Annotated in this window: 27 protein-coding genes; 14 read left to right on the plus strand and 13 right to left on the minus strand. The window is 64.4% G+C overall.

Features of this window, described 5'->3' with window-relative positions:
• Window positions 1-15: 15 nt before the first annotated feature.
• On the minus strand, window positions 16-984 hold the full coding sequence (locus tag ACO227_RS03525) for a helix-turn-helix domain-containing protein (RefSeq protein ID WP_423605336.1): 969 nt from the start codon (window positions 982-984) through the stop codon (window positions 16-18).
• 518 nt (window positions 985-1,502) lie between these two features.
• Here ACO227_RS03525 and ACO227_RS03530 point away from each other — a divergent pair.
• Window positions 1,503-5,534: an autotransporter domain-containing protein gene (locus tag ACO227_RS03530; protein ID WP_423605338.1), complete on the plus strand. Its 4,032-nt coding sequence runs from the start codon at window positions 1,503-1,505 to the stop codon at window positions 5,532-5,534.
• Window positions 5,535-5,715: 181 nt separating this feature from the next.
• Window positions 5,716-6,750, plus strand: a complete 1,035-nt coding sequence (locus tag ACO227_RS03535) for a helix-turn-helix domain-containing protein (RefSeq protein ID WP_423605340.1) — start codon at window positions 5,716-5,718, stop codon at window positions 6,748-6,750.
• 96 nt (window positions 6,751-6,846) lie between these two features.
• Here the strand turns inward: ACO227_RS03535 and ACO227_RS03540 are convergent, their stop codons facing one another.
• The 5 genes from ACO227_RS03540 to ACO227_RS03560 form a co-directional block, all read right to left on the minus strand.
• Entirely contained in the window at window positions 6,847-7,707 is an 861-nt protein-coding gene (locus ACO227_RS03540) for a histone deacetylase family protein (protein ID WP_423605341.1), read from the minus strand.
• Window positions 7,708-8,276: 569 nt separating this feature from the next.
• Window positions 8,277-9,260: an autotransporter outer membrane beta-barrel domain-containing protein gene (locus ACO227_RS03545; protein ID WP_423607244.1), complete on the minus strand. Its 984-nt coding sequence runs from the start codon at window positions 9,258-9,260 to the stop codon at window positions 8,277-8,279.
• The gene (locus tag ACO227_RS03550; RefSeq protein ID WP_423605342.1) at window positions 9,142-10,116 is read right to left on the minus strand and encodes a hypothetical protein; all 975 of its coding nucleotides are present in this window, start codon (window positions 10,114-10,116) and stop codon (window positions 9,142-9,144) included. Before ACO227_RS03550 ends, ACO227_RS03545 begins: the two co-directional genes overlap by 119 nt.
• Complete coding sequence (locus ACO227_RS03555) at window positions 10,098-10,448, minus strand: hypothetical protein (RefSeq protein ID WP_423605344.1); 351 nt, start codon at window positions 10,446-10,448, stop codon at window positions 10,098-10,100. Before ACO227_RS03555 ends, ACO227_RS03550 begins: the two co-directional genes overlap by 19 nt.
• A complete protein-coding gene (locus ACO227_RS03560; RefSeq protein WP_423605346.1) occupies window positions 10,415-10,825 on the minus strand; it encodes a hypothetical protein in 411 nt (136 codons plus the stop codon). Before ACO227_RS03560 ends, ACO227_RS03555 begins: the two co-directional genes overlap by 34 nt.
• A 415-nt stretch (window positions 10,826-11,240) precedes the next feature.
• Here ACO227_RS03560 and ACO227_RS03565 point away from each other — a divergent pair, with 415 nt between their 5' ends.
• Entirely contained in the window at window positions 11,241-11,954 is a 714-nt protein-coding gene (locus tag ACO227_RS03565; RefSeq protein ID WP_423605348.1) for an HAD-IA family hydrolase, read from the plus strand.
• A 226-nt stretch (window positions 11,955-12,180) separates the two neighbouring features.
• On the opposite strand, the gene ACO227_RS03570 is transcribed toward ACO227_RS03565, so the two are convergent.
• Window positions 12,181-12,924 (minus strand): SDR family oxidoreductase, encoded by a 744-nt coding sequence (locus ACO227_RS03570; protein ID WP_423605350.1) that lies wholly within the window; start codon window positions 12,922-12,924, stop codon window positions 12,181-12,183.
• 203 nt (window positions 12,925-13,127) lie between these two features.
• Here ACO227_RS03570 and ACO227_RS03575 point away from each other — a divergent pair, with 203 nt between their 5' ends.
• On the plus strand, window positions 13,128-14,081 hold the full coding sequence (locus ACO227_RS03575; protein WP_423605351.1) for an AraC family transcriptional regulator: 954 nt from the start codon (window positions 13,128-13,130) through the stop codon (window positions 14,079-14,081).
• 157 nt (window positions 14,082-14,238) lie between these two features.
• On the opposite strand, the gene ACO227_RS03580 is transcribed toward ACO227_RS03575, so the two are convergent.
• A complete protein-coding gene (locus ACO227_RS03580; RefSeq protein ID WP_423605353.1) occupies window positions 14,239-14,637 on the minus strand; it encodes a hypothetical protein in 399 nt (132 codons plus the stop codon).
• Window positions 14,638-14,959: 322 nt separating this feature from the next.
• Complete coding sequence (locus ACO227_RS03585; protein WP_423605354.1) at window positions 14,960-15,655, minus strand: hypothetical protein; 696 nt, start codon at window positions 15,653-15,655, stop codon at window positions 14,960-14,962.
• 219 nt (window positions 15,656-15,874) lie between these two features.
• On the opposite strand from ACO227_RS03585, the gene ACO227_RS03590 reads away from it, so the two are divergent.
• The 6 genes from ACO227_RS03590 (at window position 15,875) to ACO227_RS03615 (ending at window position 20,015) form a co-directional block, all read left to right on the plus strand.
• A complete protein-coding gene (locus ACO227_RS03590; RefSeq protein ID WP_423605356.1) occupies window positions 15,875-16,705 on the plus strand; it encodes a hypothetical protein in 831 nt (276 codons plus the stop codon).
• Window positions 16,706-16,817: 112 nt separating this feature from the next.
• A complete protein-coding gene (locus ACO227_RS03595; RefSeq protein WP_423605358.1) occupies window positions 16,818-17,393 on the plus strand; it encodes an immunity 22 family protein in 576 nt (191 codons plus the stop codon).
• Window positions 17,390-17,935 carry a glycine-rich domain-containing protein gene (locus ACO227_RS03600; RefSeq protein WP_423605360.1) on the plus strand — a complete coding sequence of 182 codons (546 nt, stop codon included), beginning with the start codon at window positions 17,390-17,392 and terminating at the stop codon, window positions 17,933-17,935. Before ACO227_RS03595 ends, ACO227_RS03600 begins: the two co-directional genes overlap by 4 nt.
• Window positions 17,936-17,953: 18 nt before the next feature.
• Entirely contained in the window at window positions 17,954-18,766 is an 813-nt protein-coding gene (locus ACO227_RS03605; RefSeq protein WP_423605361.1) for a TIGR04222 domain-containing membrane protein, read from the plus strand.
• A complete protein-coding gene (locus ACO227_RS03610; RefSeq protein WP_423605363.1) occupies window positions 18,763-19,437 on the plus strand; it encodes a hypothetical protein in 675 nt (224 codons plus the stop codon). The genes ACO227_RS03605 and ACO227_RS03610 overlap by 4 nt, the downstream gene beginning before the upstream one ends.
• 71 nt (window positions 19,438-19,508) lie before the next feature.
• Window positions 19,509-20,015 carry a hypothetical protein gene (locus tag ACO227_RS03615; protein WP_423605365.1) on the plus strand — a complete coding sequence of 169 codons (507 nt, stop codon included), beginning with the start codon at window positions 19,509-19,511 and terminating at the stop codon, window positions 20,013-20,015.
• 316 nt (window positions 20,016-20,331) lie between these two features.
• Here the strand turns inward: ACO227_RS03615 and ACO227_RS03620 are convergent, their stop codons facing one another.
• The gene (locus tag ACO227_RS03620) at window positions 20,332-21,225 is read right to left on the minus strand and encodes a LysR family transcriptional regulator (protein ID WP_423605366.1); all 894 of its coding nucleotides are present in this window, start codon (window positions 21,223-21,225) and stop codon (window positions 20,332-20,334) included.
• Between the two features lie 104 nt (window positions 21,226-21,329).
• Between ACO227_RS03620 and ACO227_RS03625 the strand changes: the two genes are divergently transcribed.
• A complete protein-coding gene (locus ACO227_RS03625; protein WP_423605368.1) occupies window positions 21,330-22,193 on the plus strand; it encodes an NmrA/HSCARG family protein in 864 nt (287 codons plus the stop codon).
• 26 nt (window positions 22,194-22,219) lie between these two features.
• Complete coding sequence (locus tag ACO227_RS03630) at window positions 22,220-22,693, plus strand: SRPBCC family protein (protein ID WP_423605370.1); 474 nt, start codon at window positions 22,220-22,222, stop codon at window positions 22,691-22,693.
• Between the two features lie 261 nt (window positions 22,694-22,954).
• On the opposite strand, the gene ACO227_RS03635 is transcribed toward ACO227_RS03630, so the two are convergent.
• Window positions 22,955-23,434: a MarR family winged helix-turn-helix transcriptional regulator gene (locus ACO227_RS03635; protein WP_423605371.1), complete on the minus strand. Its 480-nt coding sequence runs from the start codon at window positions 23,432-23,434 to the stop codon at window positions 22,955-22,957.
• 142 nt (window positions 23,435-23,576) lie between these two features.
• Here ACO227_RS03635 and ACO227_RS03640 point away from each other — a divergent pair, with 142 nt between their 5' ends.
• Together ACO227_RS03640 and ACO227_RS03645 are read left to right on the plus strand one after the other, a co-directional pair.
• Entirely contained in the window at window positions 23,577-24,002 is a 426-nt protein-coding gene (locus tag ACO227_RS03640; protein ID WP_423605373.1) for an organic hydroperoxide resistance protein, read from the plus strand.
• 28 nt (window positions 24,003-24,030) lie between these two features.
• Entirely contained in the window at window positions 24,031-24,831 is an 801-nt protein-coding gene (locus tag ACO227_RS03645) for an alpha/beta fold hydrolase (protein WP_423605375.1), read from the plus strand.
• Here ACO227_RS03645 and ACO227_RS03650 read toward each other — a convergent pair.
• Together ACO227_RS03650 and ACO227_RS03655 are read right to left on the minus strand one after the other, a co-directional pair.
• Window positions 24,792-25,106 (minus strand): cation-transporting P-type ATPase, encoded by a 315-nt coding sequence (locus ACO227_RS03650; RefSeq protein WP_423607246.1) that lies wholly within the window; start codon window positions 25,104-25,106, stop codon window positions 24,792-24,794. The genes ACO227_RS03645 and ACO227_RS03650 overlap by 40 nt on opposite strands.
• 158 nt (window positions 25,107-25,264) lie before the next feature.
• The gene (locus tag ACO227_RS03655; RefSeq protein ID WP_423605377.1) at window positions 25,265-25,708 is read right to left on the minus strand and encodes a potassium channel family protein; all 444 of its coding nucleotides are present in this window, start codon (window positions 25,706-25,708) and stop codon (window positions 25,265-25,267) included.
• Between the last annotated feature and the right edge of the window lie 21 nt (window positions 25,709-25,729).

The raw sequence follows: 25,729 nt of genomic DNA on the forward strand, positions 1-25,729 counted from the left end.
AGATCGAACACTAGCTCACGAACCGCTCAGCTGGAGATGATGCGCTGAACCCAGCCGGGATGATTGCAAGGAAACCAGCGACCGGCCGTTTGCAGGTGAAACTTGAGCCATCTGGGCCTGGGATAGCGCCATGATTTGCGCCAGCCGCGGCGTCAGAGCCGCGGTGAGCATCATCTCCCCGCCTTCTCCAGCTGCCTTGGGACCGAAATCGCGCAGCAGGTGTTCTCGAACCACCTCTGCTACGTCGTCGTCGTGGACGAACTCGGCCCGTTGCATCAAGCTCATCCCATGGGCGTCATCGGCGGCTCGATTTCCCGAGAGATCCCCAACCCGCTCGAAGATGATCGAATAGGCGGAGGGTATGCGCAGAGAGCTGCTGGCAGCGATCAAAATCCCGTCCATCAGGACAATCTTGGGCATGGGCACGACATTCAAAATGAGAAATGAGGGTACTTGGCGCACGCTGTCGCTCGCGATGGCGAACACTTGACCTTCCACTGGGGACATCGACCCGCCGTAGCGAATGCCGTCCGCGCCGAGCTCGAAGTGCAGCTCGTCGTCCTCGATGCGAATGATCCCGTGTTGCTGGCAGAAGCGTCCGGGCTGAAACACCGAGGCATGCGTGGTGCGCCAGAAGCCCTCATAAGCGGTCAAATCCGAATCCACTGCGTTGCGCACCATGTCTCGCAGCGCTCCGGAAAGGCCTGCGCCGTGTCTTGCTTTGGCCTCGACAGCAGCAGCCACGCCAAACAGCGTCGCGAACTCGGGCAAGCTGCGATCCCAGTCCAGCAGCGTCAGGCCGGGCTGCTTCTTCGCCAGGAAATGCGTCAGCCGCTCCAGATTATGAGCGGACGGCCGCACGCTGCCCGATGCCCATCGTCCCACCAGCGACTTGTCGACGCCCATTTCCGAGGCGAGTCTGCCGCGGCTCATCGAAAGAGCCTTCAGCGCCAAAGTCAGCCGTTGTGCGAAGTCGTCAGACATTCGTCTCAAACTCGACGATCATAGAGCGCAGGAGTTGGACGTTGAGCAAAAGGATAGTGTCCCTTGCGCCTGAGGTGGCGGGATGATTAGGGCTCGGCCAATTGGCCTCCGTAACTCTTGGAGCCGACTCGGCGCGTCGTACGCAAGCATCCCGGTGATTATCGCGGAGGATGTATCACTGAGTGCAAGGAATGTATCGCCTGCACCCAGGAAGGGGACGGCGCATGCGGGGTTGCACGCACCATCCCGATGTTCACCTCGCCGTGAAAGCACGTCCGAATCCGGCTCTTTCTGCATCTCAGAGTAACTGTGCGGGCCCACGACTGCATGAGAAGGATGTCATGCATCGTGCAACGGTTGCATGGAAACGGCGTCGTTCGGTGACGGTCGGTGCAACTCTACGTGGAACGGCGATTGCCTAAACATGAGCCGCGTCCGCCGTAGCGCCGTGTTCGTGGGAATTTCGAACCTGATCGCGCCGGGGCGGCGCCCCCCATCAGGAACGAAAGATCACCACTATGGCTCCGCTGCTTCTTCATTCGCTTGCCCTTGTATCGCGCCGTCGGCGTGCTTCGACTCTGCATCGCACCGTGTCCGGCCTCGCGCTGATGGTCGGCTCGATGAGCCTCGTGGGCTTGGCTTCTCCCGCCAAGGCCCAGTGCGTCGAGAACCCGGCAAACGTCTTCACCTGCTCGGGATCGCTGGACTCGACCCAGACGATCAATCGACCGACTGTTTCGATCACGACCACACCCGGTTTCACGGTCGACACCATCTCGAACGGCGGCGGATCCAGCTTCGAGGTGAACGGCCAGGATTCCGTCAGCTACATCGACATCGAGGGGTCGCGTCTGGCCGGCGGCGGCGCATATTTCTCCTCGGACATGGGCGACCTGATCATCGTCTCGAACGGCGAGATCGACTCAGATCTCGGCTTGCAAGGCCTCGGCCTCGCGACGGCGAATGGCGGCGACATCAACGTCACCTGGAACGGCCATATCGACAACTCGAGCGGCGACGGCGTCCGGGTCATCGGCACGGGCGACGTCAACCTCCTGCTATCGTCGGTCCGGGCGCAGGACAGGGGCATCGAGATCGACCAGAACGGTCCGGGCGGCGTGAGTTTGAAAGTGACCGGCGACGTGACCAGCGTCAGCACGCGCGGCGTTTCGGTCACGGCTGGCCCGGACTCGACAGGCGACGTCTCTCTCGATCTGAAAAGCGTCACCGCCACCGGCCGCGGCGTCAACGTCATCAACGGGGGAACGGGCGACACCTTCATCCGGGCGACGGGCGCCATCTCGGGCATTCTTGGCGTCCGGGTCACGAACGAAGTCGGCTCCGGCGCGCTGTTCGTCGATGTTGCGGACCTCTACGGGGCGGACCCCGCCTTCTTCGGCAACAACTACGGGACGTCGGACACCTTCATTCGGACCCGCGACGTCTACTCGCAGAGCATTGGCCTGCAGATGCACAATGACACGACGGCGAGAGACATCGCCGTCATCACCCGCAATGTCATGGCCGGCAGCACCGGCATCTCGGTCGCAAACCAGGGAACGGGTAACACCTCGATTACGGTTGAGGGAAGCATGGTCGCAGGAGGGAGCGGCGTGAACGCCTTCAACGACGTTCTCGCCGGGAACATCTCGATCTGGACCAAGGACGTTCGAGCCGACAACGGCAGCGGTATCGGTGCTTCCCAGGAGGGCAATGGGTTTGTCTACGTTCGTGCCGACGGAACAGTCGTAAGCCAAGAGGGCTCCGGAATCTCGGTACGGACCGGCGTTCAGGCGACGAACGTCAGTGTGACCGCTGCTCAAGACGTCATAGGCCGCGATTGGGGCTTGAAGGTCGATCACTCCGGTACGGGCGGGATCGTGGTAGCGGCCGCCGGCGACGTCGTTGGCCAGGAGGAGGACGGCGTCTGGGTCGAGGCGGGACCGTCGTCTGGTTACGTCACTGTGGATCTGCAAGCGGTCATGGGCAATGACTATGGTGTCCGCATCGACAATTCTGGGCTCGGCGGAACAGTGCTCCGCGCTGCGGGTCCGGTCCTTTCCAACGAGATCGGCATTCGTGCCGAGAACGAAGCCAGCTCGGGCGAACTGCTCATCGACGTCGCCGATGTCTCGGGCGTCGATGCGGCGATCGTCGCGATCAACAACGGCGGGTCCAACACCTTCATCCGGACGGGCGATCTGGTTTCCGAAGGCACGGCCCTGAGCGTCGACAACGGCGCGTCCGCGGGCGGCGTGACGGTCTTCACCGGCAATGTTCAGGCAAACGGGGCGGGCATCAGCGTCGACAACGGAGGAACTGGCGAAACCCTGGTGGTCTCCGAAGGCGTTGTGACCGCGGTTCAGGGCGATGGCGTCAGCGTCTCGAACAGCCAACTCGGCCAGAGCCTGCGCATCGATGTCGATACGGTGATGGCTGGCGACAACGGCGTGTCCGCAAGCCATACCGGAACGGGCGTCGTCACGGTCAATACGTCGGCCTCGGTGATCGGCGCCGGGGGGGACGGCATCCGTGTCTACGCCGGCGCCCAGGGTACCGGCGCGACTGTGACCGCGTCGGCCGTGACCGGCGGCCAGAACGGTATTGCGGTCAACAACTTCGGCAGCGGCGACACGCTCGTCCTTTCGACTGGCTGGGTGGTCGGCAATCAGCAGGACGGCGTCGCCGTCAATAACGGCCAGGACGCAGGCGACCTCGTCATCGAGGCCATGCACGCTATCGGCGGCGCGAACGGCATCTCTGCCCTGAACCAGGGCGCGGGTCTCACCAGCATCACCACACACGGGCTAGTCCAAGGCGCTGACGCCGGCATCAATGCCTCTTCGTTGACCGGTGGCGATATCGTCATCGGCAACTTCGGCAGCATCCGCGGCGATCAGGACCTGCCGGCATCCCGGGCAGTGCGAGCTTCGGGCGGCGTGATCACGCTTGAGAACGCGGGCGTCCTGCTTGGGACGGTCGAGCTGTGGGGCGACAGCGCCCGGTTGCGCAACGCCGAGGTCTGGAACAGCAGCAACGGCGAGAGCCTGTTCTCGGGCGCCGACGACCGGGTGACCAACCTCGCGGGGGGCCTGATCTTCGCGGCCGGCGACGCCTTCACGGCGGAAACCACGCGTTGGACCGGTCTTGAGCGCTTCGACAATGGGGGTTCGCTCTGGCTGATCGACGGCGGCGCGGGCGACACGCTGCTGACCTCGGCGGCCTCGGTGTTCCAGGCGAGTTCGACGCTCGGCGTCGACTTTGGAGGCGTAGCTTCTGACATCTTCCGCACCGAAGGGACGCTGGAGATTCAGACCGGCTCGAAACTGACGCTCAACCAGGTCGGCGCGCTGACGCTTCACCATCGCTATGTGGTCGCTGAGGCCCAGCAGGGTGTCACCGGTCGCTTTGACTTCGACGACGTCTACCTGACCGCGTTCGCGGGCTTGCGTGACGGCTATACGGCGACCCAGGCCTATGTGGAGTTCGGTCAGCTCCGAGCGCTGGCCGAGGCGGGGCTGACGCCGAACCAGAAGGCGGCCGCCGGCGGCGCCGACAGCCTCCCGGCTGGCAATCCGCTCAAAGATGCCTTGCTGATGTTAGCTTCGGATGAGGTCGCTCGGGGCGCCTTCGATCAACTGTCCGGGGAGGTCCATGCGACCGTCCGCACCGCCCTGGTAGAGGACAGCCGTTTTCCGCGCGACGCGGTGCTGGACCGGTTGGCGGACGCCGACGGTTCGGGCTCGATCTGGGCTCGTGCGTTCGAAGGCCGCGGCGTCAGCGACGGAAACTTCAACGCCGCGCGCGGTGACCGTGATGGACGCGGCATGATGGTGGGCCTGGACCGCTCTATCGGCGGAACCGCCACCATCGGCGCCGCCCTAGGCGTCACGAAGACCGAGGTTGAGGTCGATCGTCGCGCCAGCCGAGGCGAAGTCGAGAGCATCCACGGCGTGGTCTACGGCGGTGTGTATCTCGGCGCCTGGCGGGTTTCGGCCGGCCTGGGCTATGCCCGGACAGTGACGGAGACCAAGCGTTCCATCGTCTTCCCGGGATTCCAGGACGCGGTCGAAGCGAAGTACGATGGGTCGGTGCTGCAAGGTTTCCTTGAGGCCGGCTATCGCGTGCCCGTGAGCGGCGGCTGGGTCGAACCCTTCGCCAGTGTGGCGGCGGTTCGCGCGCAGAGCGACGCCTTCGTTGAGAAGGGCGGGGAAGCCGCCCTGTCCGGCGAGAAGATCAATGAGGAAGCGGTGATCTCGACCTTGGGTATCCGGTTCGAGACTGCCCGGAGCGGCCCCTTCTCGGTCCGCGGCATGGCCGGCTGGCAGCGGAACTGGGGCGATGTCGACCCGGTCGGTCGTCACCGGTTCGAAGGCGGCGACGTCTTCGAAGTCCTGGGCGCCGCTCAGTCGGAGAATGCTGCGGTGGCCCGGCTCGAGGCGCGCTGGCGACTGACGCCTCGCATCGCGTTCGGCGTGGGCTATGCCGGCGTTCTCGGCAGCGACGGCGTCGATCACGCTGTCACCGGGGTCTTCAAGGTCGCCTTCTGACGGCCTGACTCTGGCGGTCGGATCCTCGTTCCTGAGTCCGACCGGGTCCTCCGGGCGGCCCTGCGCCGTCCGGAGGGCTTGATGCATCTGCGATATCGTTGGCTGGACTGAAGCCGGCGCGTTAGAATTTGGGCCAGCGCCGTTCGGCCTTCGGCTGGATCAGCGGCGGGGAGACGAGGCTATGACGGACCTTCATCCAACGGGGCGCTCAATCCCCCACAGCCTGTTCGACAGCACCGGCATCGGAAGCCAGGCGGCGCTGGCGATCTGGAAGGACAGCATGGATGCGATCTATGACGTTCGTCTCTGCGTTGATCATGCTGCGTTTCAGGTTCGCGCCGAAGCCTACCATTTCGGCGAGGTGGTGCTTACCGCCTATCGCTGCCTTGCCCAGACTTTCGATCGGTCTCGGGCGCGGATCGGGCGGGACGGCATCGACCATTACACCCTGCAGTTCTGCCTATCCGGCAGGCATGGTTCTCGCGATGGGGCAGGGGGCGCGGAGGCCGGGCCGGGCGACTTGCTCATCGCTGACCTCGCGCAGCCTCATGCGACCGGCACAAGCGATTTCGACAGCCTCAACCTGACCGTTCCGCGGCGGTTGCTCGCGCCGCTCCTCAGGGCTCCGGACGAACAGAATCTTCGGCTCGTTTCCGGCTCGGCACCCCTGGTCGCGCTGTTCCGCAATCACCTGATCGGCCTGTTCGCCGCCGCCCCGGTGATGAGCGTCAATGAGGCGGAATCGCTCGTTGCTCCTACATTGGCGATGGCGGCGGCGGTCCTCAATACGGATGCGCCCGACAGGAACTTCCATGTCATCGATCCCCTTCTGACCGCCCAGATCCATCGTCTGATATCCGATCGGGCGGTCGACCCGGGAATATCTGCGGAGGACATCGCTGGGCGCCTCGGCATATCGCGCCGCAAGCTCTACTATCTGATGGAACCTCATGGTGGGTTTACAGCCTGTGTCCGCGAGCGCCGTCTGCATCTCGCCCACGCCCTGCTCCGGGATCCCACGCAGCATAGAAGAAGCGTCGCAGACATTGCGCAGAGCTGCGGCTTTTCCTGGCGGACCAATTTTGCACGAACCTTCCGGTCCCGTTTTGGGCTGACGCCCCGGGAAGCCCGGGCTCTCGCGGGTCAGTACGCGCCATCGCCGACTGAGGACCTGATGAAACAGCACATGTGGGAATGGATACAGCAGTTGCGCTGAGCCGCCCCCCCGAGTGGCCGCTATTAGGGCGCTTAGCTGTCGTGATGACAGAAAATTGGCGGTGCGCCCCGCAAACGAAAAGGAGCGCCTCGCCGTCTAGTCGGGGAAGCCGGACAGGAACGACGCAACGTTGCGGCCAAGATCGCCAACTGCATAGCCCCCCTCCATGACGATGAGAGTGGGGATCCCGATTGCCGCGATCATACGGGCAAGGACGATGTAATCCTCGCGCTCGAGCGCGAATCCGCAGATCGGATCGCTGCTATGGGTGTCGGCGCCGAAGGAGAGGATCAGCAGGCCTGCGCCCCAGGCTGTGATCGCGTCCAGTGCGCGTTCGAGCGCCGGGCGATAAGCCATGCCATCGGTGCCGCGGGGAAGGGGCAGGTTGAGCGTGGTGCCCTCGCCTTCGCCGAGGCCGCGCTCGTCCTCCCAACCCCAATAGAAGGGATAGTCGGTCGCGGGATCCGCATGGATCGAACAGAAAAACACGCTCGGATCCTTGTAAAAGATATCCTGCGTGCCGTTGCCGTGATGATAGTCGATGTCGAGCACCGCCACCGGGCCAAGGCCCAGCGACTGGGCGTGACGCGCAGCGACTGCAGCGTTGTTGAGGTAGCAATAGCCGCCCATATAATCCCGACCCGCGTGATGGCCTGGCGGACGGCAAAGTGCGAAGGCGTAACGCTCGCCGGCAGCCAAGGCCTGCACGCCGGACAGCGCACATTGCGCCGACCAATAGGCTGATTCCCAGGTGCCGGCGGCGATCGGCGTGCCCGCGTCATAACTATAGGCGCCGAGCTTGGCGTCGATCCGGATAGGGTTGAGGGGACGCCTGTGGACGACCGGAAAAGTGTAGCCGATCGCATCCCCCTTGCGCCCCGCCGCAAGCCATTCGTTATGCGCCTGCTCTAGAAAGGCGAGATAGCCGGCATCATGCGCAGCGAGCAGCGGTGTCATGCCGAAATCTCGCACGAGTTCTGGATCAGCCGCCTCGCGGAGAATCGAGCGCGGGCGCTCGGCGGTTTCGGCCGCGGGAGCCCAGTCGCCGTTGTGCAGTTCCCGTTCGGGCGAATGAGAGCATTGGCGTTCGTCAAAGAATAGTTTCACGTTTTAGCCTGCTCCTCCGTTATCCCGCCAGCGTCCGGTATCTATAGCTATCCACCGAGCTCGGATGCCACTCCGATACTCCTATCGCATTAGCGGCGCCTCACACGGCTGCTGCCATAGGCGGCTGTCAACATCCCGGCGGCGCTGCGAGCGGACCGCAGGGATTTGGTGAGCGCCGCCAAGTCCGTGACTGCCGAGCCGTTCGGCATTCGTGGTGTTACCGCAGTCCGGCACGATCTGGCTAGCATGGGCGAGCGCCGCGCCGATCTCAGAGGTATCGAGACCGGCACGCTTGAGCGCCCTCGCCACATCCCAGTCTTCACCTGCCCCAAGGCTTGCCTGCAGGGTAAACACCTACTCGCACTGCTCTCCCATCCGCCGCAGGAAGCACCAAGACGCTGAGATCGTTGAGGAGAACGCTACCAGCTGATCGTCAGGCCGGCCGTTCCGCTCCAGCGGCGGGTTCGCGGCCCGTCCACCTCGAAGCCATAGTCACCCTTGGCATGCAAGGCGATGCTCCTGCCGAAGCGCGCGATCAAGCCGAGGCCAACCTCCGCCTCGTTGCGGTCGAGTTCGGTGCGGATCGGGTCGGCGCCGAAGCGGGTGTCCTGCTTTCCGGAGAGTCCCTGCCACAGGCTCGCATGGAGATAGGGATGCAGGCGCGCCTGCTCGCTCCCGTAATCGCCCTGCAGGCGCAGGCCGAGGCGACCGGTCCATGACGTGCCCGCGGCGAAGTCGATCGGCGAGAACATGTCCGCTTGGTCATCCAGCGTGATCCGCTGCCAGACGACCTGTGCCTGCGGCTCCAGCGTCCAGCGGCCCGACAATGCGATCGGATAGCCCGCCTCGAGCGAGGCGGCCCAGCCGCGGCCGTCGACATCGGTACCGAGCCCGGCGCTGGCGACGGTCTCGCCTTCGAACCAGCTGTGCATCCCGACGGCATCGACATACCAGCCGCTGTCGCCCACCAGCGTAACATAGCCGCCGACGCTGGTGCTCTTGAGATCGGCATGGCCGACGGTGAGGTCGTTCCAGCCCAGCGCGCGGCCGCGGACGATGCCGTCGGTGGCGGTCCGCCCGACAAAAGCGCCGACGCGGGCATTGACGCCCCCTTCCTCGCCCCAGCCGACCAGGTCCTGCCCGATCTGAAAGCCGGTGAGATCGCCGTCGAACGAGGGCGCGACATCGCCCTTCCAGCCGATCTCGCTGGCTTCGGCGAACACGCGTCCCCAAGTTGCGGGCAGCACGCCGCCGCCGCGGAGCAGGCCCTGCTCGCCCCGGCGCTCATGGAAGGTGCCGAGCGTGGCTGCGGCGAGGTGATGCGCGATCGGCACCGCGGCGACATAGAGCGGCACGACCTCCGCGATCACCGGCGTGGCGCCCGGCGTCGGCGGCTCGACCACGACCGCCGGGTCGGGCGAGGGCACCGGCGCGGGATCCGCCGGCGGCTCGGGCGGCGCGGGCGGCGGCGCAGGCGGCGGCGCAGGCGGCGGGGCCGGCGGCACCGCGGGCGTCGGCGGCGGCGCCGGGTCGGTCACCGTCACCGGCGGCGCCGGATCGACCGGGTCGGGATCGACCGGTGTCGGCTCGGGCGGCAGCGGCGGCGGCGGCGGCGGCGGCGGGGCCGGAGGCGGCGGCGGCGCGGGCGGCTCGGGCGGCGCCGGCGTTCACGATCGTGACGCTGGTCGTACCCGTCGCCGAACCGCCATCGATCACCAGCCTGTCCGAAGCCGAGCTGTCATTGCCCAGTACGGTATTCAGCATCAGCAACCCGCCATTGCCGACATAGTTGCCGCGTATGGAGAAGCTGTCTCCCGGCGCGCCGCTGCCGTTGGTGAGGTCGATGCGGCCGGCGTTGATCAAGGTGGCGCGCTGGCCGGCGGTGAAGGCGGCGATGCCCCCATTCGCGCCGCCGCCGAAGATCGTGCTGGATGCGTCGAGCGCGAAGACGCCGGTGCCGGTGCCGGCATCGCCGAGCGTCAGGAAGCCGTTGAACATCAGTTCGGTATCGTTGGTCGCGTCGATGCGTTCCCAGCCGTCGAACCGTGCGACGTTACCGGTCGTGACGTTGGAGAAGGCCAGTGCATCTGTGCCTTCACCGCCGGTAATCCGCGGGCTGCGGCCGAGATTGGCGTCGGTCAGGTTGGTGAGCTGGGCGCTGTCATTGTCGCCGCCCAGATCGACGGTGCCGTGTACCACGCCGCCGCCGTTCCAGACGAACCGGTCGGCACCGACGCTCATCAGCACGTCGCCGCCCACCGATCCGCCAGTGATGGTGACGCTGTCGGTGCCGCCCGACACGCTGATGTTGCCGCCGATCGTGCCCCCGAAAGGATGATCGTATCGTTGCCGAATCCGGTGACGAGGTTGCGGTCGATCGTGCCGGCCGACATGTCGAACAGATTGTCGGCGAGCTTCATGTTGACACGGCCGATGCGGCCGCCGGTCATCACTGCATGATCGCCATCGTCAAAGGCATCGACGATGCGGCCGCCGGACATGACGAACGTGTCGAGTGCACCGCCCTGGTTGAGCGTGTTGATCTCACCCCCGGTCATCACGAAATGGTCGATGCCTTCGCCCTGCTGCACCTGACCGGTGACGATTCCTCCGCTGATCTCGAACCGGTCGTCGCCATTGCCTGATCGACCGATCCGTTGATCCGGCCCGAAGCCATGACGACGGTGTCGGTGCCGCCGCCGAAGGTGACATTGCCGTCGATCGTCCCGGTTCCGCCCGCGGGAAGGGTGAGGCGGTTGTTCCCGCCCGGGTCGTTGAGCCCGCCCGGATCGGTGCCGCTATCGCAGACATAGACGTCGTCGCCGGCGGTCGGCGTGAGGACACAGTCGGCGCGGGCGGGCGCCGCCGCGCAGAGCGCGATGCCTGCAACCGTGGACGACAGGATGGGCTTCCGGCGTGTGCCGATGCCTGCCGAAGGACTCGGCGATACGCGCGATACCATGGGCATTCTCCCCTTTTGGGTCGGATGCCCCCCTTTTTCACCCTTAGGTACGGGTGCGTTACCAAATTGCCAATTTGCGCAGGGGCGGCAGCTTTAATGCTACCCGAGGCATAGCGCGCGCCGGCTGGTAAGCGGACCATCGGCAATCCACCCCATTGCGGCCGCCAGATCATCGTCTGAACGAACGACGGCTTTCGGGATCACCCGCCGGCTCCTCGACGACTGGAATGAGAGCGCATTGCTGCCGTCCTTCCGCGGAGATGAGCTCGCGCTTCATCAATCGGCCAGGCGGCCAGCACCGCATACCCGCTCGTCCGGGATTGATGCTCGATCGTCCAGACTCTACCCGGGACGCGCAGAGGCTGCTTCCAGTCATTCAGGTAAGCTGATAGCCGCACGAGGCTGGCAAGGATTGCGGACAATGATGACGACGAGGCCTGTCGATGCCGTCCTTTTAGACATGGACGGCACAATCCTGAATTCGATCAGAAGCGCAGAACGTATCTGGGGAAGCTGGGCGGCAGATCACGGTCTCGACGTCGAGGCGTTTTTGCCGACCATTCACGGCGTGCAGTCGGTCGAAACCATCCGACGCCTTGGTCTTTCGGGCGTAGACCCGCTGGTCGAAGCGGCAAGGATTACTCAAGCCGAAACAGAGGATGTCGAGGGCATCGACGCGATCGCCGGCGCCGCCGAGTTCCTGGCGGCGCTGGCCGATTATCCGTGGGCGATTGTGACCTCGGCACCTCGAAACCTGGCAGTAAATCGGATTCGCGCGGCCGGCCTGCCAATGCCCCCGCTGCTGATTGCCGCCGAAGACGTCGAGCACGGAAAGCCCGCACCAGACTGCTTCCATCTCGCTGCGGAGCGACTTGCAACGACTGCCGATCGCTGCCTGGTGCTCGAGGATTCGGTAGCGGGCGTGCACGCCGCCGAGGCCTCCGGCGCCGTGGTTCTCGTCGTAACCGAAACCCATCATGCACCAATGGATTTCCGGCACCCTGCAATCCTCGACTATCGCGACCTCGCGATCGAAAGGGGTACGGATGGCACGCTTTCGATCACGCGGGCAGCGGGCGACCTTCCAACAAGCCAGTGGATCTCCTGCGTGCTTCGAGCTCCCATTCTCGACTGAATACCACCCGGACCAAAGCTTTCGAAAGCCGTACATGTTCGTTTCATCGGGAAAGGCGATCTCGCTCTCTCGAGGGTTCTGGCGATGAGCGTGCGACCCTGCTGCTCGACTTCGCTCTCCGCGTGGCGAACGGCAAAGAAGCTGAGAGCGTGAGCTTTAGGACCACCTCTGGGTAGTGCCGGTATGGCAGCGGGCGGCCCGGGATGAGCTGGTACGGGACTGTCCATCAGCGGGCCTGCGCCAAGGCAACGGCATCAGGGCCGGCAGGAAAGCGAAGCTGGCCGTCATCGTCGTGGACCGCGGACCAGACCGCTTCGGCGACATCAGGTTCGCGCGTCGTCATCGGCGGATTTGCAAAGGCCTCGAGGATCGGCCCGGCAAAGGTCGCATAGGCCCCGGGCAGGAGATCCTCGACCGGAATAATAGCGTTCGCACCAAAGCGCGTAGTCGGCGCATAGCCGGGTTCGACGAGCTTCACACGGATTCCGAAATAGCCGAGCTCTATCGCCAGCGAGGCCGTGAACCCCTCGACCGCTTGCTTGCTGCCGGTATAGGCGGCCGCCAGCGGGAAGTCGCCAAGGGCAACGCTCGAAGTGACATTGACGATCGTACCGGATCGACGCTCCCGCATCTGCGGGATAACCGCCTTGGTCATCGCCATCACCCCGATCGTGTTGGTCTCGATGAGTTGCCGGATCAGCGACATCGGCATCGCTTCAAAAGCGCCGACGCCACCCACACCGGCGTTATTGACGAGGACATCTATGGCACCGGCGGCTTCCACAAGCGCGGCGATACTGGCTTCACTGGTGACATCCAGCGGCAGGATGCGCAGATGCTCCGACGCTGGAAGCCTGCTCTGATCCGGGGAGCGCATCGTGGCGATGACATTCCAGCCGCGCTCGAGGAAATGACGTGCTGTTTCCAGGCCGTAGCCGGATGAAGCGCCAGTGATCAGGATCGTTTGCATCGGAGTCTCCCTTGGTTTGGACACTCTTCAGCTAGGCGACGGCATTTGGACGCACCATAATCATTCGTCCGTCATTAATTACCAATCGTCCGTACGCTTTACGCCGTCGGTCGATGACGGCAGGGTCTTTCTTGCTGAGCAGGACGCTCCGCTTTCGAAGCACCGATCCGAAATTCAGCGATTAGATAACGGACCATCCAGCTATGGACCCATTGAGCGATATCATTGCACTCCTTCGGCCCACGGCCGCGGTATCGAAGCCGATCACTGCACGCGGCGAGTGGTGCGTGCGCTATCGCGCCTATGACGCACCAGGCTTTACCATCGTGCTCGCGGGCGAATGCTGGGTCGAGTTCGCGGACAGCGAACCTCTTCGCTTGTCCGCGGGCGACTTCCTCCTGCTGCCTACCACCCCCGCCTTCGCGCTGTTCAGCAGGGCCGGGGTTCCGTGTATATCCGTCGAGCCGAGCAATGCCGCGGTCCGCCACGGCGAAGCGGAGGGAGATCCGGACTTTGTCGCGCTGGGCGGAAGCTTCAGCATCGAGCAAGTCAACGCCCCCTTGCTACTCTCCCTGCTGCCCGGTTTCATCCATATCTCGGCGTCCGAGGGCCGGAGTACCCGGTTCGGGCGGATCATTGCGCTCCTCGCCGAAGAATGCGCATCCGACTTTCCAGGCAGGGAAGCGATCCTACAGCGGTTGATCGAGACGTTGCTGATCGAGGCGCTCCGCTGGCGCAGCATCGAACGGGACGAGATGTCCGCAGGCCTGCTCCGCGCGCTTCGCGATCCGGCTCTCGCGCGCGTGCTGCGGGCGATGCATGCCGATGTGCGTACCAGCTGGACGGTGGCCGAACTCGCGAAGATCGCTGGGATGTCGCGTTCGAGCTTCGCGGCCCGGTTCGCGGAGGCGCTGGGCTGCGGCGCCATCGAATATCTTTCCCGCTGGCGCATGGCGTTCGCGAAGGACGCGCTGATACGCGGCGCCAAATCGCTCGACCGGATCGCCGACGAAATCGGCTACGAGTCAGCGAGCGCGTTCAGCACCGCATTTCGCAAGCGACTGGGAATGGCGCCCGGCCGCTTCGCGCGATCAAAGGTCAAGGAAGATGCTACCCAACCAGGAGTTGAGCAACAGCGGACATCGGGATGTCGATAGTTCCGGGCTGACTGAACAGAAGGCAGCTTTTTGGTCCGCCGAACGCGTTCTTGAATGACCGCTATGCGGGCGCGGAGCGGCCAGTAGACCTAGCTCAAGATCGACCGGCGGGGAAAGACCCGAACCGCTCCGGTGGCTTGTGGCGCGGGTCTTCGGGTCACTTGGCTAGAATAAAGTCGGCAAGAACCGAGTGATGCGCCATCTGCCTCGCGGTCCATACCTTAAAGCTCTCCAGGAACCTTTCATCGACCCAGGCGAGCCGGCCAAGACCATCGGTCGCAAACCACCGCTCTCGCTCGGCATGCGCCATCAGATTGCCGATGTGCGAGCGCGAGACCCGGCATCGACGTGCCAGACCGCGGCAGGAAAGCGATGGCACATCCGCGTTGGGCGCAAGCGCGGCCGCGATCACTGCAGTAAGCACGATGTAGCCGCAATCCTTGGTTGTGAAATGGTTCACGCCGGGGTGCGAATCGAGCAGACTGCCACGCTTGAACACGAAAGCGGCAGAGCAATAGATCAGCTCGTTCTGGAGCGCGGGATCGGCCTCGAACATCGGCGCGCGCGGGCGCGCGGCGCCTCAATCGCGTCAGCCACGCGGAGAAATGTGAGCGCCGAGCGCGCGGTAGCCGCGGTGAGCGGCGGGGTAGGAGCCAGGACCCGGGCGCGCTGACCGTCCACGGTACCGGACGTAAGCAACGATCCGGCGCGTAGCCCCGCCACCACGCTCGCGGTCTGGCGCGGGCCGAGGCTGCTGCTGGACTGCAGCAGGCGGTGTCGGAGGCGGACCGCCATGGTGGCGCCAGGCCTGGTAGTGATGAATGAGCACGAAGCTGATCATGTAGCGGCCGAACTGGTTGAACAGCTTGTCTGACCGCTCAGCCCTTTGTGCGTTTGAATTGCATGGAGCCTTCCGGACGATAGAGGGTCAGGCCGTCCCCGCCCGGCTCTATGTGGGCGCCCGTCAAGTCGACGACGCCGAAGTCGTTCGGCGTCAGCAGGAACGTTGCGACTGTCCCCGCATCCGCGCGCAGCGGCAGGCGCTCGGACCGAAGCCGGTAGGCGTCCATAGTGAACGTGACAAAGCGTGGTGTCCGCACTTCGCCCGGCGGTAGTGACCACGGTCCTCCTGCAAGATAGGATTCGAGCGGCGTGCCGCTGTCGAACTCGATACGCAGATCAACGCCCGGGACGTCTCGGCCATTCGGCGCGACAACTCGTATCGCGAACGCTTGGTCCGGGGCGAGCTCGACTGCGCCGGTCGTAATTACAGGCGCCACCGGCCGCGGATCGCTGGTCAGTTCGATCCTCCTGCCGACGCGCTTCCAGCGGCCCTGTGCGCGTTCATCCAGCGACCCTACGGTCAAACCATATTCGAAGGTGCCGTCGGGGTTGAGGCGGAGGCCGGCAATCAACTCCATTTGTGAATGCACATACTCCCCCACTACCGGGTCCGCCGGAACGACCTGGATCGTTTTCGGCGCATCCTGCGAAGACACCGGCTGGATAATCGCCAGAACGGCGGTCGCCGCTGCTCCAATACGAGCGGTGCGCCTGACGGAGAAAATGGGCATTCTTTCCTTCTGAGCGGGACAAGTGAGCGCCAAAGCCTAACAGGCCATATCGGCGCGGCAAGACTTCCGACCGAAGCGGTTCATTGCGACCCTTGGTAACCTCTTCAGCCTTGCGTGGAAGGGCGGAGCCTCACGCCGTGGATGAGCCGTGCCGGCTTGAGGGAATCTCGGACTCAGTGCATCAGCGGGACAGTTCCGGTCACTTCGTCTGAGAGCAGCATGACTTCCTTTCTGGCAGCCGTCGCGATGATGATGAGCTGGACGGTTCTTGCGAGCACGCCAACTGCCCAGACCGCACAGCGCATGCAGACCGCCCACTCGCCTGAGCCGGGCCAATCTTCGTCGGCTTGTACGCAGGAGGGGAATGTCGACAGTTGCTGGCAGGCTGGCGTCGCGGCCGAGAAGCGGAGCGATGCCGGAGCGGCCTTGGCCAACTACGAACGGTCATGCGCAGCCGGCTTTCAGATGGGCGGCTGCTATGAGGCCGGCAAAATCTACTTCCTCGATCCGAGCCGGCGCAATTACAGCGCATCCAAGGACAGGATGGCTCGGGTCTGCGACTCCGACGATGTCGGGATCGGCCCCTATGCCTGCAAATATCTGGGCATCATCTATCGCAACGGTCTCGCGGGGAAACCGCAACCGGACCGTGCCTTCTTGCCGCTATCCCGCTCCTGCTTCCTGCACAATACCGAGCCGTTCATCGACGGAAGCGGTTGCGAGATCCTGGGTGAAAGCCTTCCTAGCGCGGACGAGATGGGTCTCTCCGACCGGGTATGGCAGCGTGCCTATATTGCCTATCTCGCCTTTGCGATGGGTTGCACCGATGACATGCCGGCGCTGTGCTCCAAGGCGCAGGCCATTCATCGCCGAGCGGTCGCTGCGTCCGCGAGCTGGCTCAAACGCTGCGTCGAGGATTTGGAGGCAGCTGCATTTTCCGGAAGTTGCGAAGAATTGGCCGTCCCCGCCACTGCCAGATACGAGCAGCGACAGGCGCTGCGTCGCCAGCTTGTGCGCATGTTCCGCAAGGCCACGGAGAATTCGGCCTAGTGTGTCGATGTTGCCTGAGAGCCAGATGGTCTAAGGAGCCATATCTGCCCAACATATGTGGAGCCGACGAATCAAGAAGATCGTTCATTCAGAAGCGTTTCGGCGACAGCTCGTGGACGAGGCCCTGAACCGCACGCCGACGGGAGGGTTCCCGGAACTTGAGCAGCCGCACGGTCTGCCGGCCGGGACCCTGTTTGATTGGGTCGAGAAATTCGGCCCGGCCCCGCCGCCTGCCCCGTTTTCGGCGCTGCACTTCTGGATCGGCTCGACCGAACTCGACGAGACGCAGTTCGGGGCATATTTCGACAACCCACCCAGCTATTGGCAGCTCGATGTCGAAGATATCGAGGCCGTTGGCAGCGACGTCACGGGTTGCGGCTTCTGCCGCGACCTTGGCCGCAAATTACTCTATGACGAGGATCTGCTGCTCGTAATCTGGCTTGAGGTGCCGGTTCCGGTCGAAGAGATCGTGGCAATGAGTGCATTGGCGTCGGAGGATTCGGCACGAGGCGTCGTCGCTGCTTGCGCCGGCCGCGGCATCGAGCGAGCCAACGCCATGTTCGTCTATGCGGATCCGACGCAGGAGATCCTCGATCCCGCGAGGCTGTTCAACGGACTTTCCTATGTCGGGCTCTTTACCGACGAGCTACCAAGAAAGTCGCGTCGGGCCCCCTCGCGCAACAAGTGAGCTATCTCGAACATCCGCTATGGCATGCGCTCTCGGCCTACGTCGTCGGTCCTGAGAATGCCCGCCTTACCTTCGTCCAGCGACTCGCCCGCGAGAACGGTTGGAGTGAAGCGCATGCGGTTCGTGTGTTCGACGAGTACCGGCGCTTCTGCTTCATGGCCGCAACAAGCGACGATCAATTGACCCCTTCCGATGCAGTCGATCAGGCTTGGCATCTCCATCTCACCTACAGCCGCGATTATTGGGAGCGCTTCTGTCCCGACATACTCGGACGGCCGCTGCATCACGGGCCGACCGCAGGAGGCGATGCCGAGCGAACGCGCTTCTTCGAGCAATATGCCCGCACGCTGAAACGCTATGAGGAGGTCTTCGGTGCGCCCCCGCCAGCCGATATCTGGCCGGGCGCGGCGCGGCGACTGTTGGAGGACCCTCGCGCCAGGCGGGTTCATCCGCGCGATGGGATCGTAGTTCCGCGGACCGCGCTGTGGGCGATTTTTGCCGTTGCCGCCCTGGTCGCGATGCTTCACTTTGTCCTCTGGTAACGGGAGCGTCGTCCGGTAGTGTTTTTCAGTCACGACGACCTGAACGGCGGCCAATTCCTCGCGCTCTATGGCGCGCTTCTCCTCCTCGTCATCTATCTCGGGTTCGCCGTTCCCCACTGGCTCCGCAAGCAAGGTCGCGATTTCGATGCAATCGAAAGCGAGCAAGCCGCTTACCTTTCCGGCGGCAAGGATCGCTTCGTCGAACTGGTCATCGCCCGGCTCCTTTGCTCAGAGCGGATCGCAATGGGCAGGGATCGCAAGATCGAGGTCGTTCGAGCGGATGCAGTTCGCAACGAGGCTGACGCAAGCGTGCTCGCGCTGCCCTCGCCGTTCGGTTGGAGCGCTGTCGAAAATGCCTTGCACACCCATGTGCAAGCGGTCCGCAAGGGCCTCACCGCGGACGGGCTCCTGATGGGCCGGGCACGGGTGGAGCTGATCCGCCTGTGCCAGACCTTGCCCTATCTGCTGCTGCTCGCGTTCGGCATCTCGCGTTGGCGTTACGGTGACGAACTCGGCCATCCGACGGGCATTTTGACTGCGCTACTGATCGTGACAGGCATCTTCACGCTGATGCGCTGGCTGACGCCGGAAACCAGAACGCGAAGCGGCATTGCTGCGACCGAGAAAGCGCAGGCACGCGCCGAGCGCCTTCAGCGCGCGCCCACCGCCGATGAAATCCCCTTGGCCGTGGCGCTGTTCGGGACGACGGTGTTGATTGGCTCCGGCTTGAACGATTTCCATCTCATGCGAACTGGGGACAGCTCCAGCGATGCCGGCGGAGGATGCGGCGGCGGCGGTGGTTGCGGCGGGTGCGGAGGCTGCGGCGGATGATGGTTGCGCTTTCGGCCTTTTTCTTCTTCATCAGCCAGCATTCGCTGCTGTCGCTGCCGCTCTGGATCCTGGCCGGTCTGACCTTGGGCGGCGCGGCAAGCAAGCTGTTCAGGAACGGCGGCTGGATGGGACTGAGCGTCGTCGGCTTCGTGCTCGGGATCGCCAACATCTTCCTCGGATCGATGGCCAATGCGACCTTCCTCAATGCCTATGGCACCTATGGCACGGCGGTGATCACGCATGAGGAGGAAACCGCCTCCCAGCTCAATGACGCCAATATCTGGGAATATGATGCGGTGGTGCGAACCGCCGATGGCCGGGACGTCAAGACCAGCTTCGACACCATGTCGGCCAGCCTCTACCCGCCGCGCAATGCGATCCAGATTCCGCCCAAAGGCGAGCGTTTCGTCGTCAAGTACATCCCGGGCTTCGAGCGCAATATCGCAATCCTGCGCGATGAATCGCCGTTCGGAAAAAGACTGCTGCTGCAAAAAGCGCTCGAGCCGGTTGAACGTGCCGCAGCGCGGGTAGAGGCAAGTCCGGGCAATGCCGACTTCCGCCGCGAGTATCGTGAAACGCTCGAGACGTTTCTCGATCGCCACGCCGGCGCTGCCCCGCCTGAAATGGTGGACCGCTACCGGAATGAGCTGAAGCGTCTCAATGGCGCGTAAGTGCCTTCACGATCTCGCAGAACACGCACCAGATCGCTCCAACGGGAGTTTCGATGCTTTATAGTCATATCATGATCCCGATCCTGTTGGGCGTCGTCTTTCCCCCTTCAACCTCGGCGAGCCCATTCTACGATGCTGCAATCTGCAAGCCGCCCTACACGATGGAGTCGGCGACCGCGCTTTACGAAATGGCGGAGAAGCTAGCGAAGCCGGACACGTCGATGCTGACCGCCAACGTCTATGTGCTGCCAGAGGAACTTGGACGGGACGGCTTCAAGAGCCGGAAGGTGATCTTCGGCGGCACGATGGTCGGTGTTCTGATCGAAGGATTGCAGTCAGACGCGCTGGCGGCGCGCTATCATCTGACAAAGGAGCGCTCGACGATCTTCGGCACCTCCGCCAAAGGGTATGCGCGGGCCCTACCCCTGGACCAGCAGCCTCAACCCGACTTCGGGACGGTTTCGATCGTCGCGCGCGAAAGCGCGGCGCTTCCGGGTCAGACGTTGCTCGCTTGCGAATTCGTCTCGAAAGCCGACCAGCAGGCGCTCGAGGCTTACGACAAATCCCGAACCCCCTGAAATGCGGAAGCCAGCGCTAGGGACGACTCTATGGTTGAGGCGGCATTCCACCAAGTAACGAACTCCCATCCATCACCTGAACGAACGGCAGCTTCTGGGATCGCCGTGGGCAGACTGAACGACCGCTATCAGGGCGCCATTCCGGAAGGACAGCTTGCGTCAACAGCTGTCTGCCAGCTTCTGGGCCGGTAGCTGACCAGCAGCTTACGATTGTGTGGCGGCGAAAACAGACGTCACTGACTTTGCGAGCTGAACGGCTTGATTTGGACCGGCCGTTGCCCGTCCGCTTGTGGCGGTGCAGCAAGCCAACCTTCGTTCACCCCCCCATAAAGGCGGCCAGTTCGTCTGGCGTTCCGGTCGGAAACGCCGATTTGAGAGAGTCGAGGAACGCCGACACGCGGGCGCTGAGCAAGCGGCGCGAGGGGTAGAGCGCCCACAAGGCGATTTCCGGCCCGTCGATATCGCCCCAATGCACCAATGTCCCAGCCGCCAAATCGCGACTGACGAGCGATACCGGCAGGCGCCCGGCTCCGGCTCCGGCGCGGACCGCATCGCGGTTCATGACCAGTGACGACACGCTGAGAACGGGCTCGACCGCGACGCGGATCACCCCATTCGGGGTCTTCACCCTCCAGTCCAGGTCCTGATCGAACGATCCACGAATGACCGCAGGAGCCGCTTCGCCATTTTTCGGCCGAGTGACGGAGGGACTCGCCACCACCACCAGCCGATCGCGCAGAAAGGCGCGCCCGACGAGGCTCTCGTCCGGGGCCGGGTTGACGCGGATTACGAGGTCATAGCCCTCCTCGATCATGTCCACCGGCCGATCCTCGGTCGTCACTTCGAGCCGGACTTCGGGAAAGCGGGCGCTGAACTCGGCAGCGAGCTTTCCCATCGCGATCTGCGAGAACAGCAACGGCGCGCTGATCCGCAGTCGCCCGCGCGGCGTGTGTCCGCCGGAAGCGATGGCAGCCGCCGTCTCGTTGAGCTCGGTGAGCAAAGCGCCCGTCCGCTCATAGAGCGCCCGCCCCTCCTCTGTCAGCTTAAGCATCCGCGCGCCGCGCTCGAACAGCCGCACGTCGAGGCTGGCCTCCAGCTCCGCGACCCGGCGGGACAAGGTCGCCTTTGGGCGTCCGGCGGCACGCGCAGCGCGTCCAAATCCCCCATGCCGCGCGACGAGATTGAAATCGGCGAGAGCGAGCAGGTCCATATGTTCCACCAGTGATACGGTACGTTCAAATCTAGCGTCTATTGGCGCGAATATGGATCACTAATTTCCGGGAATGCCATTTGGCATCAACCAGGAGTGACCCCATGACCATCCTCGTTACCGGCGCCACCGGCCAGATCGGGCGCCACGTCGTCGATCAGCTCATCCATCGCGGCGCCGATGTGCGCGCGCTCGTCCGCGATCCTGCCAGGGCGAACCTGCCGGCGGGCGTCACCGTCGTTCAGGGCGATCTGCTCGACATCGATTCCCTGCGCGGCGCATTCTCGGGTGTCTCGACGCTGTTCCTGCTCAACGCGGTGGCGGCCGACGAATTCACGCAGGCGCTCATCGTGCTCAATCTCGCCCGCGAAGCCGGCATCGAGCGGATCGTCTATCTTTCGGTGATCCACAGCGACCTGTACGTGAACGTGCCACATTTCGCGGGCAAGTTCGGCGTCGAGCGGATGATCGAGCAGATGGGCTTCAACGCCACGATCCTGCGACCCGCTTATTTCATCCAGAACGACCTCACCATCAAGGACGCGGTGACGGGTTACGGCGTGTATCCGATGCCGATCGGCGGCAAGGGCCTCGCGATGCTCGACACGCGCGACCTGGGCGAGATCGCGGCGATCGAGCTCGTCCGCCGCGAGCAGGCCGGCGCGCCGCTCCCGCTCGAGCGGATCACGCTCGTCGGCCCGGAGACCCTGACCGGCGCGGATGTCGCTGCGATCTGGACCGAAGTCCTCGGACGCCCGATCGCCTATTCCGGTGACGATACCGCCGGCTTCGAGCAGAATCTGCGGCAGTTCGCGCCGAGCTGGATGGCGTACGACATGCGCCTGATGGCCGATCGCTTCCAGACCGAGGGGATGGTCGCCGCCGCCGGCGATGTCGAGCGCCTCACCACGCTGCTGGGCCGCCCCTTGCGCGCCTATCGCGAATTCGCCGCCGAGATCGCGGCCTGAAGCACCGCACGACAAGGAGATCCGGCATGATCTATTCGACTGCCACTGTCCCGGTGAACCCCGAGGGCGAAATCAGATTGACCCGCGCACAGGCTTGGGCCGGTCTCGAGCTGAAGGCCCGCGACGCGCGCCTGTTCCTTCCGCCCGGCTTCTGCACCCGTTGCGATGTCGTGGAGGAAAGCCCGACGCATTTCGTCCGCGAAGCCACGATCGGCGGCGCCGATCTGCGCGAGATCGTCGTGCTGGAGCACGAGCGCAAGGTCACCTTCTTTCAGGCCTCCGGGCCGCGCGAAGGCGCGATCATCAACGAGATCTACGAGGATGAGGCCGGCGCGCTCCAGTTGCGCTTCTATTGCTATTTTGGTTTGCGCGGCAAGGCGCCGAACGGCCCCGAGGAACAGGCGGAGCAGGCACAATTCGACGGCGACAACGGGTACAGAGCGGCCCTCTTATCGACGCTGAAGCGCACTCGCGAGCTGCTCGCGGAGGGCAGGCTCTGATCGTATCGCCAGCATCTTCGGCGAGACTGCAACTTCGAGCAGTCTCGCCGTCGAAGCGGGCTCTCACGACGACCACAATCTCCACTTCTGCGGGGCCCACTCTCGGACGGCAAAGCAACCTACCACCCAATAACTATCGCCGTGAACGAACGGCGGTTTCCAGGTTCGCCCTCCGACTGGCGCAAAGTCCGAGTTGATGGCGCATTGCAGCCGATACGGGTGAGATCGGTGCCAACACGGCTCGCGGCCAATGTAATTCAGCTACTGATCCGATGACTGGACGATATTCCATTTGCCGCCATCGCCATAAAGCGCGTCGCGCAGCTCCCGGACGTTGCGGTTCAGCTCGCTCAGGCGTTCCGGCGACTGGCCGGACGCCGCGAGCAAGGCTTCGCCAAGGCATCCCGCCTGCGGCTGGAGCGCGCGGCCCTGATCGGTCAGCTCGATCACCACTTGCCGCTCGTTCGCGGGGTTGCGTGTCCTGCGCACCAGCCCCGCGGCCTCGAGCCGCTTGAGCAAAGGGGTAAGCGTGCTCGATTCGAGCGCGAGCTGGTCGGCGATCCCGCCCACCGTCTGCCCGTCCTCGCGCCACAAGACGTTGAGCACCAGATATTGCGGGTAAGTCAGTCCGAGCTCGTCGAGCAGTGGCTTGTAGAGCCGCTGGATGGCCATTCCGGCCGAGTAGATGGCGTAGCAGAGCTGGTCGTCCAGCGGCAGCGGCACAGTGGGTTGGTCGGTCATCACGGGCTCCCTGACCCTTGATGTAGCACGCTTCTCGCAAAAATACATATCGCGATAAGATTTATATTGCGACTCGGTCGACGGTGAGCTACCTCAGCACTTATCGCGATAATCGTTATCGCATGAATGAAGGAGCTGGCCGATGAACATTCTCTATCGCACCGAAGCCACTGCCACCGGCGGCCGTACCGGCCAGGCGCGCACTGCGGACGGCGCGCTCAGCGTCGCGCTCGTTACCCCGAAGGAGCTCGGCGGACCGGGCGGCGAAGGCACCAACCCGGAGCAGCTGTTCGCCTCCGGCTATGCCGCCTGTTTCCTCGGCGCGCTCAAGTTCGTCGCGAGCCAGCGCAAGGTGAAGATCGCCGAGGACAGCAGCGTCACCGCCGCCGTGGGTATCGGCAAACGCGACGACGGCCAGGGCTTCGGCCTCGATGTCGCGCTGAGGATCGCACTGCCCGGCGTCGAGCCGGAGGTCGCCCGCGACCTGGTCGACCAGGCGCATGTCGTCTGCCCCTATTCGCATCTCGCCCGCACCGGCCTCGACGTGCGCCTGTCGCTCGCGGCCTGAACCCCTCTTCTTCCGAAGGAACCTTGCGATGATCAAGAGCATCCGAAATCTCCTTGCTGCCGCCGTCGCGACGGTCGGCCTGACCGCCGTGGCTCATGCGCAAACCACGGCCACGCCCGCCGCCGAAACCCGACCGGTGCGCAACGTGGTCCTGGTGCACGGCGCCTTTGCCGACGGCTCGGGCTGGCGCGGCGTCCATGACGCGCTGACGGCGCGCGGTTATCGTGTCACCATCGTGCAGAATCCGCTCACCTCGCTCGCCGACGACGTCGCCGCGACCCGGCGCGCGCTCGACCGGCAGGACGGTCCTGCCATTCTCGTCGGCCATAGCTGGGGCGGCACGGTCATTACCGAGGCGGGCGTCCATCCGAAGGTCGCCGGGCTCGTCTATGTCTCGGCGCTTTCGCCCGACGCCGGCGAGACGACGGCGCAGCAATATCAAGGCTTCACGACGCCGCCCGAGTTCGTGATCGACACGCACGGCGACGGCTTCGGCTTCCTGCGGCCGGCGAATTTCAAGGCCGCCTTCGCCGCCGATGCGAGCGACGCGGATGCCGCGTTCCTGCGCGACTCCCAGGTCCCGATCGCCATGTCGGCGTTCGAGACCCGGCTCCAGCACGCCGCGTGGCGGAGCAAACCGAGCTGGGCGGTGATCGCGACCGACGACAAGGCCTTCGACCAGCGGATGCTGCAATCTATGGCGAGGCGCATCGGCGCCGACATCACCGAAGTCGCGGCGAGCCACGCGGTTTTCATGACCCAGCCACAAGTGGTCGTCGGCGTGATCGATCACGCGGCCAAGGAGGTCGAACGGCGAGCCCGGCGCTGACCTGCTGGGCGTCTGTCAATTCTAGGGCCGGCAGGCGGTGTCGTTTGGCTCCGCCTGCCGCGTCGCGCCGGTTGGTTCACGCCGCGAGCGCAGCCGCAAAGCGGCACAGGTCGATGCTCGCCAAGACAAGGAACAAAGGCTCTGGGCGCCGCAGTCAGATAGATCGTGCCGCCGATCAGCAGCAACAGCAGCATCGGCTCGCGCAGCACTTCGAGGATCAGCCGCCATGGCCCGCGCCGCCGCGCAGCAGCAGGCTCGTTCGGCCCATCGCGCATCAGGCGCGAGCGTGCCTCCTCGTCACTGAGGCCGCCGGCGAGCGCCTGCACGGCCAGCGGAGCCGCTGCCGCGGTCACGAGCGGACGACGAGGACATGACGGCGGGCGTGGCGCGCAAACCGGCCGATGTTCATCCTGCGCACCGCCGCCTGAACCACTTAACGCTCTCCCGCTTCAAGCTCGAGCATGCGGATGCGGCTGACGACGGCGACGAAAAATGCCGTCGACCAGCCCAACAGGATAATGCCGGTTGCGCCTTCGATTGCGCCGAGCAGGCGCCAGCCCGCGGGGAGCACGACGTCGCCATAGCCGATGGTCGCATAAGTCGAAGTCGAGAAGTACAGCGCTTCCTCGAAACTCGCGAGCGCGCCGCCAAGCAGATAGAGCGCGGCGTAGAGCCAGATTTCGGCGGCGTGGAGAACGAAAAGGCCAATTGCCGCGCCCGCGACGCCGAGCGCGTCGTGCAGCAGCGCGCCGCGCGCAGCGCCGCGGAGGTGATGTCCGCGGATCAGACGCATCAGCAACGAAAGCCCGGTGAGGTGAAGGCCTACGATGATCGCGGTGACAAACGTCGACAAGCCAAGTTGAAGCCAGAGGTGCATGGTCAGCGATCAAGCTGAGCC

The sequence above is a fragment of the Sphingomonas sp. MS122 genome (assembly GCF_049532975.1).
Lineage (GTDB): Bacteria > Pseudomonadota > Alphaproteobacteria > Sphingomonadales > Sphingomonadaceae > Sphingomonas.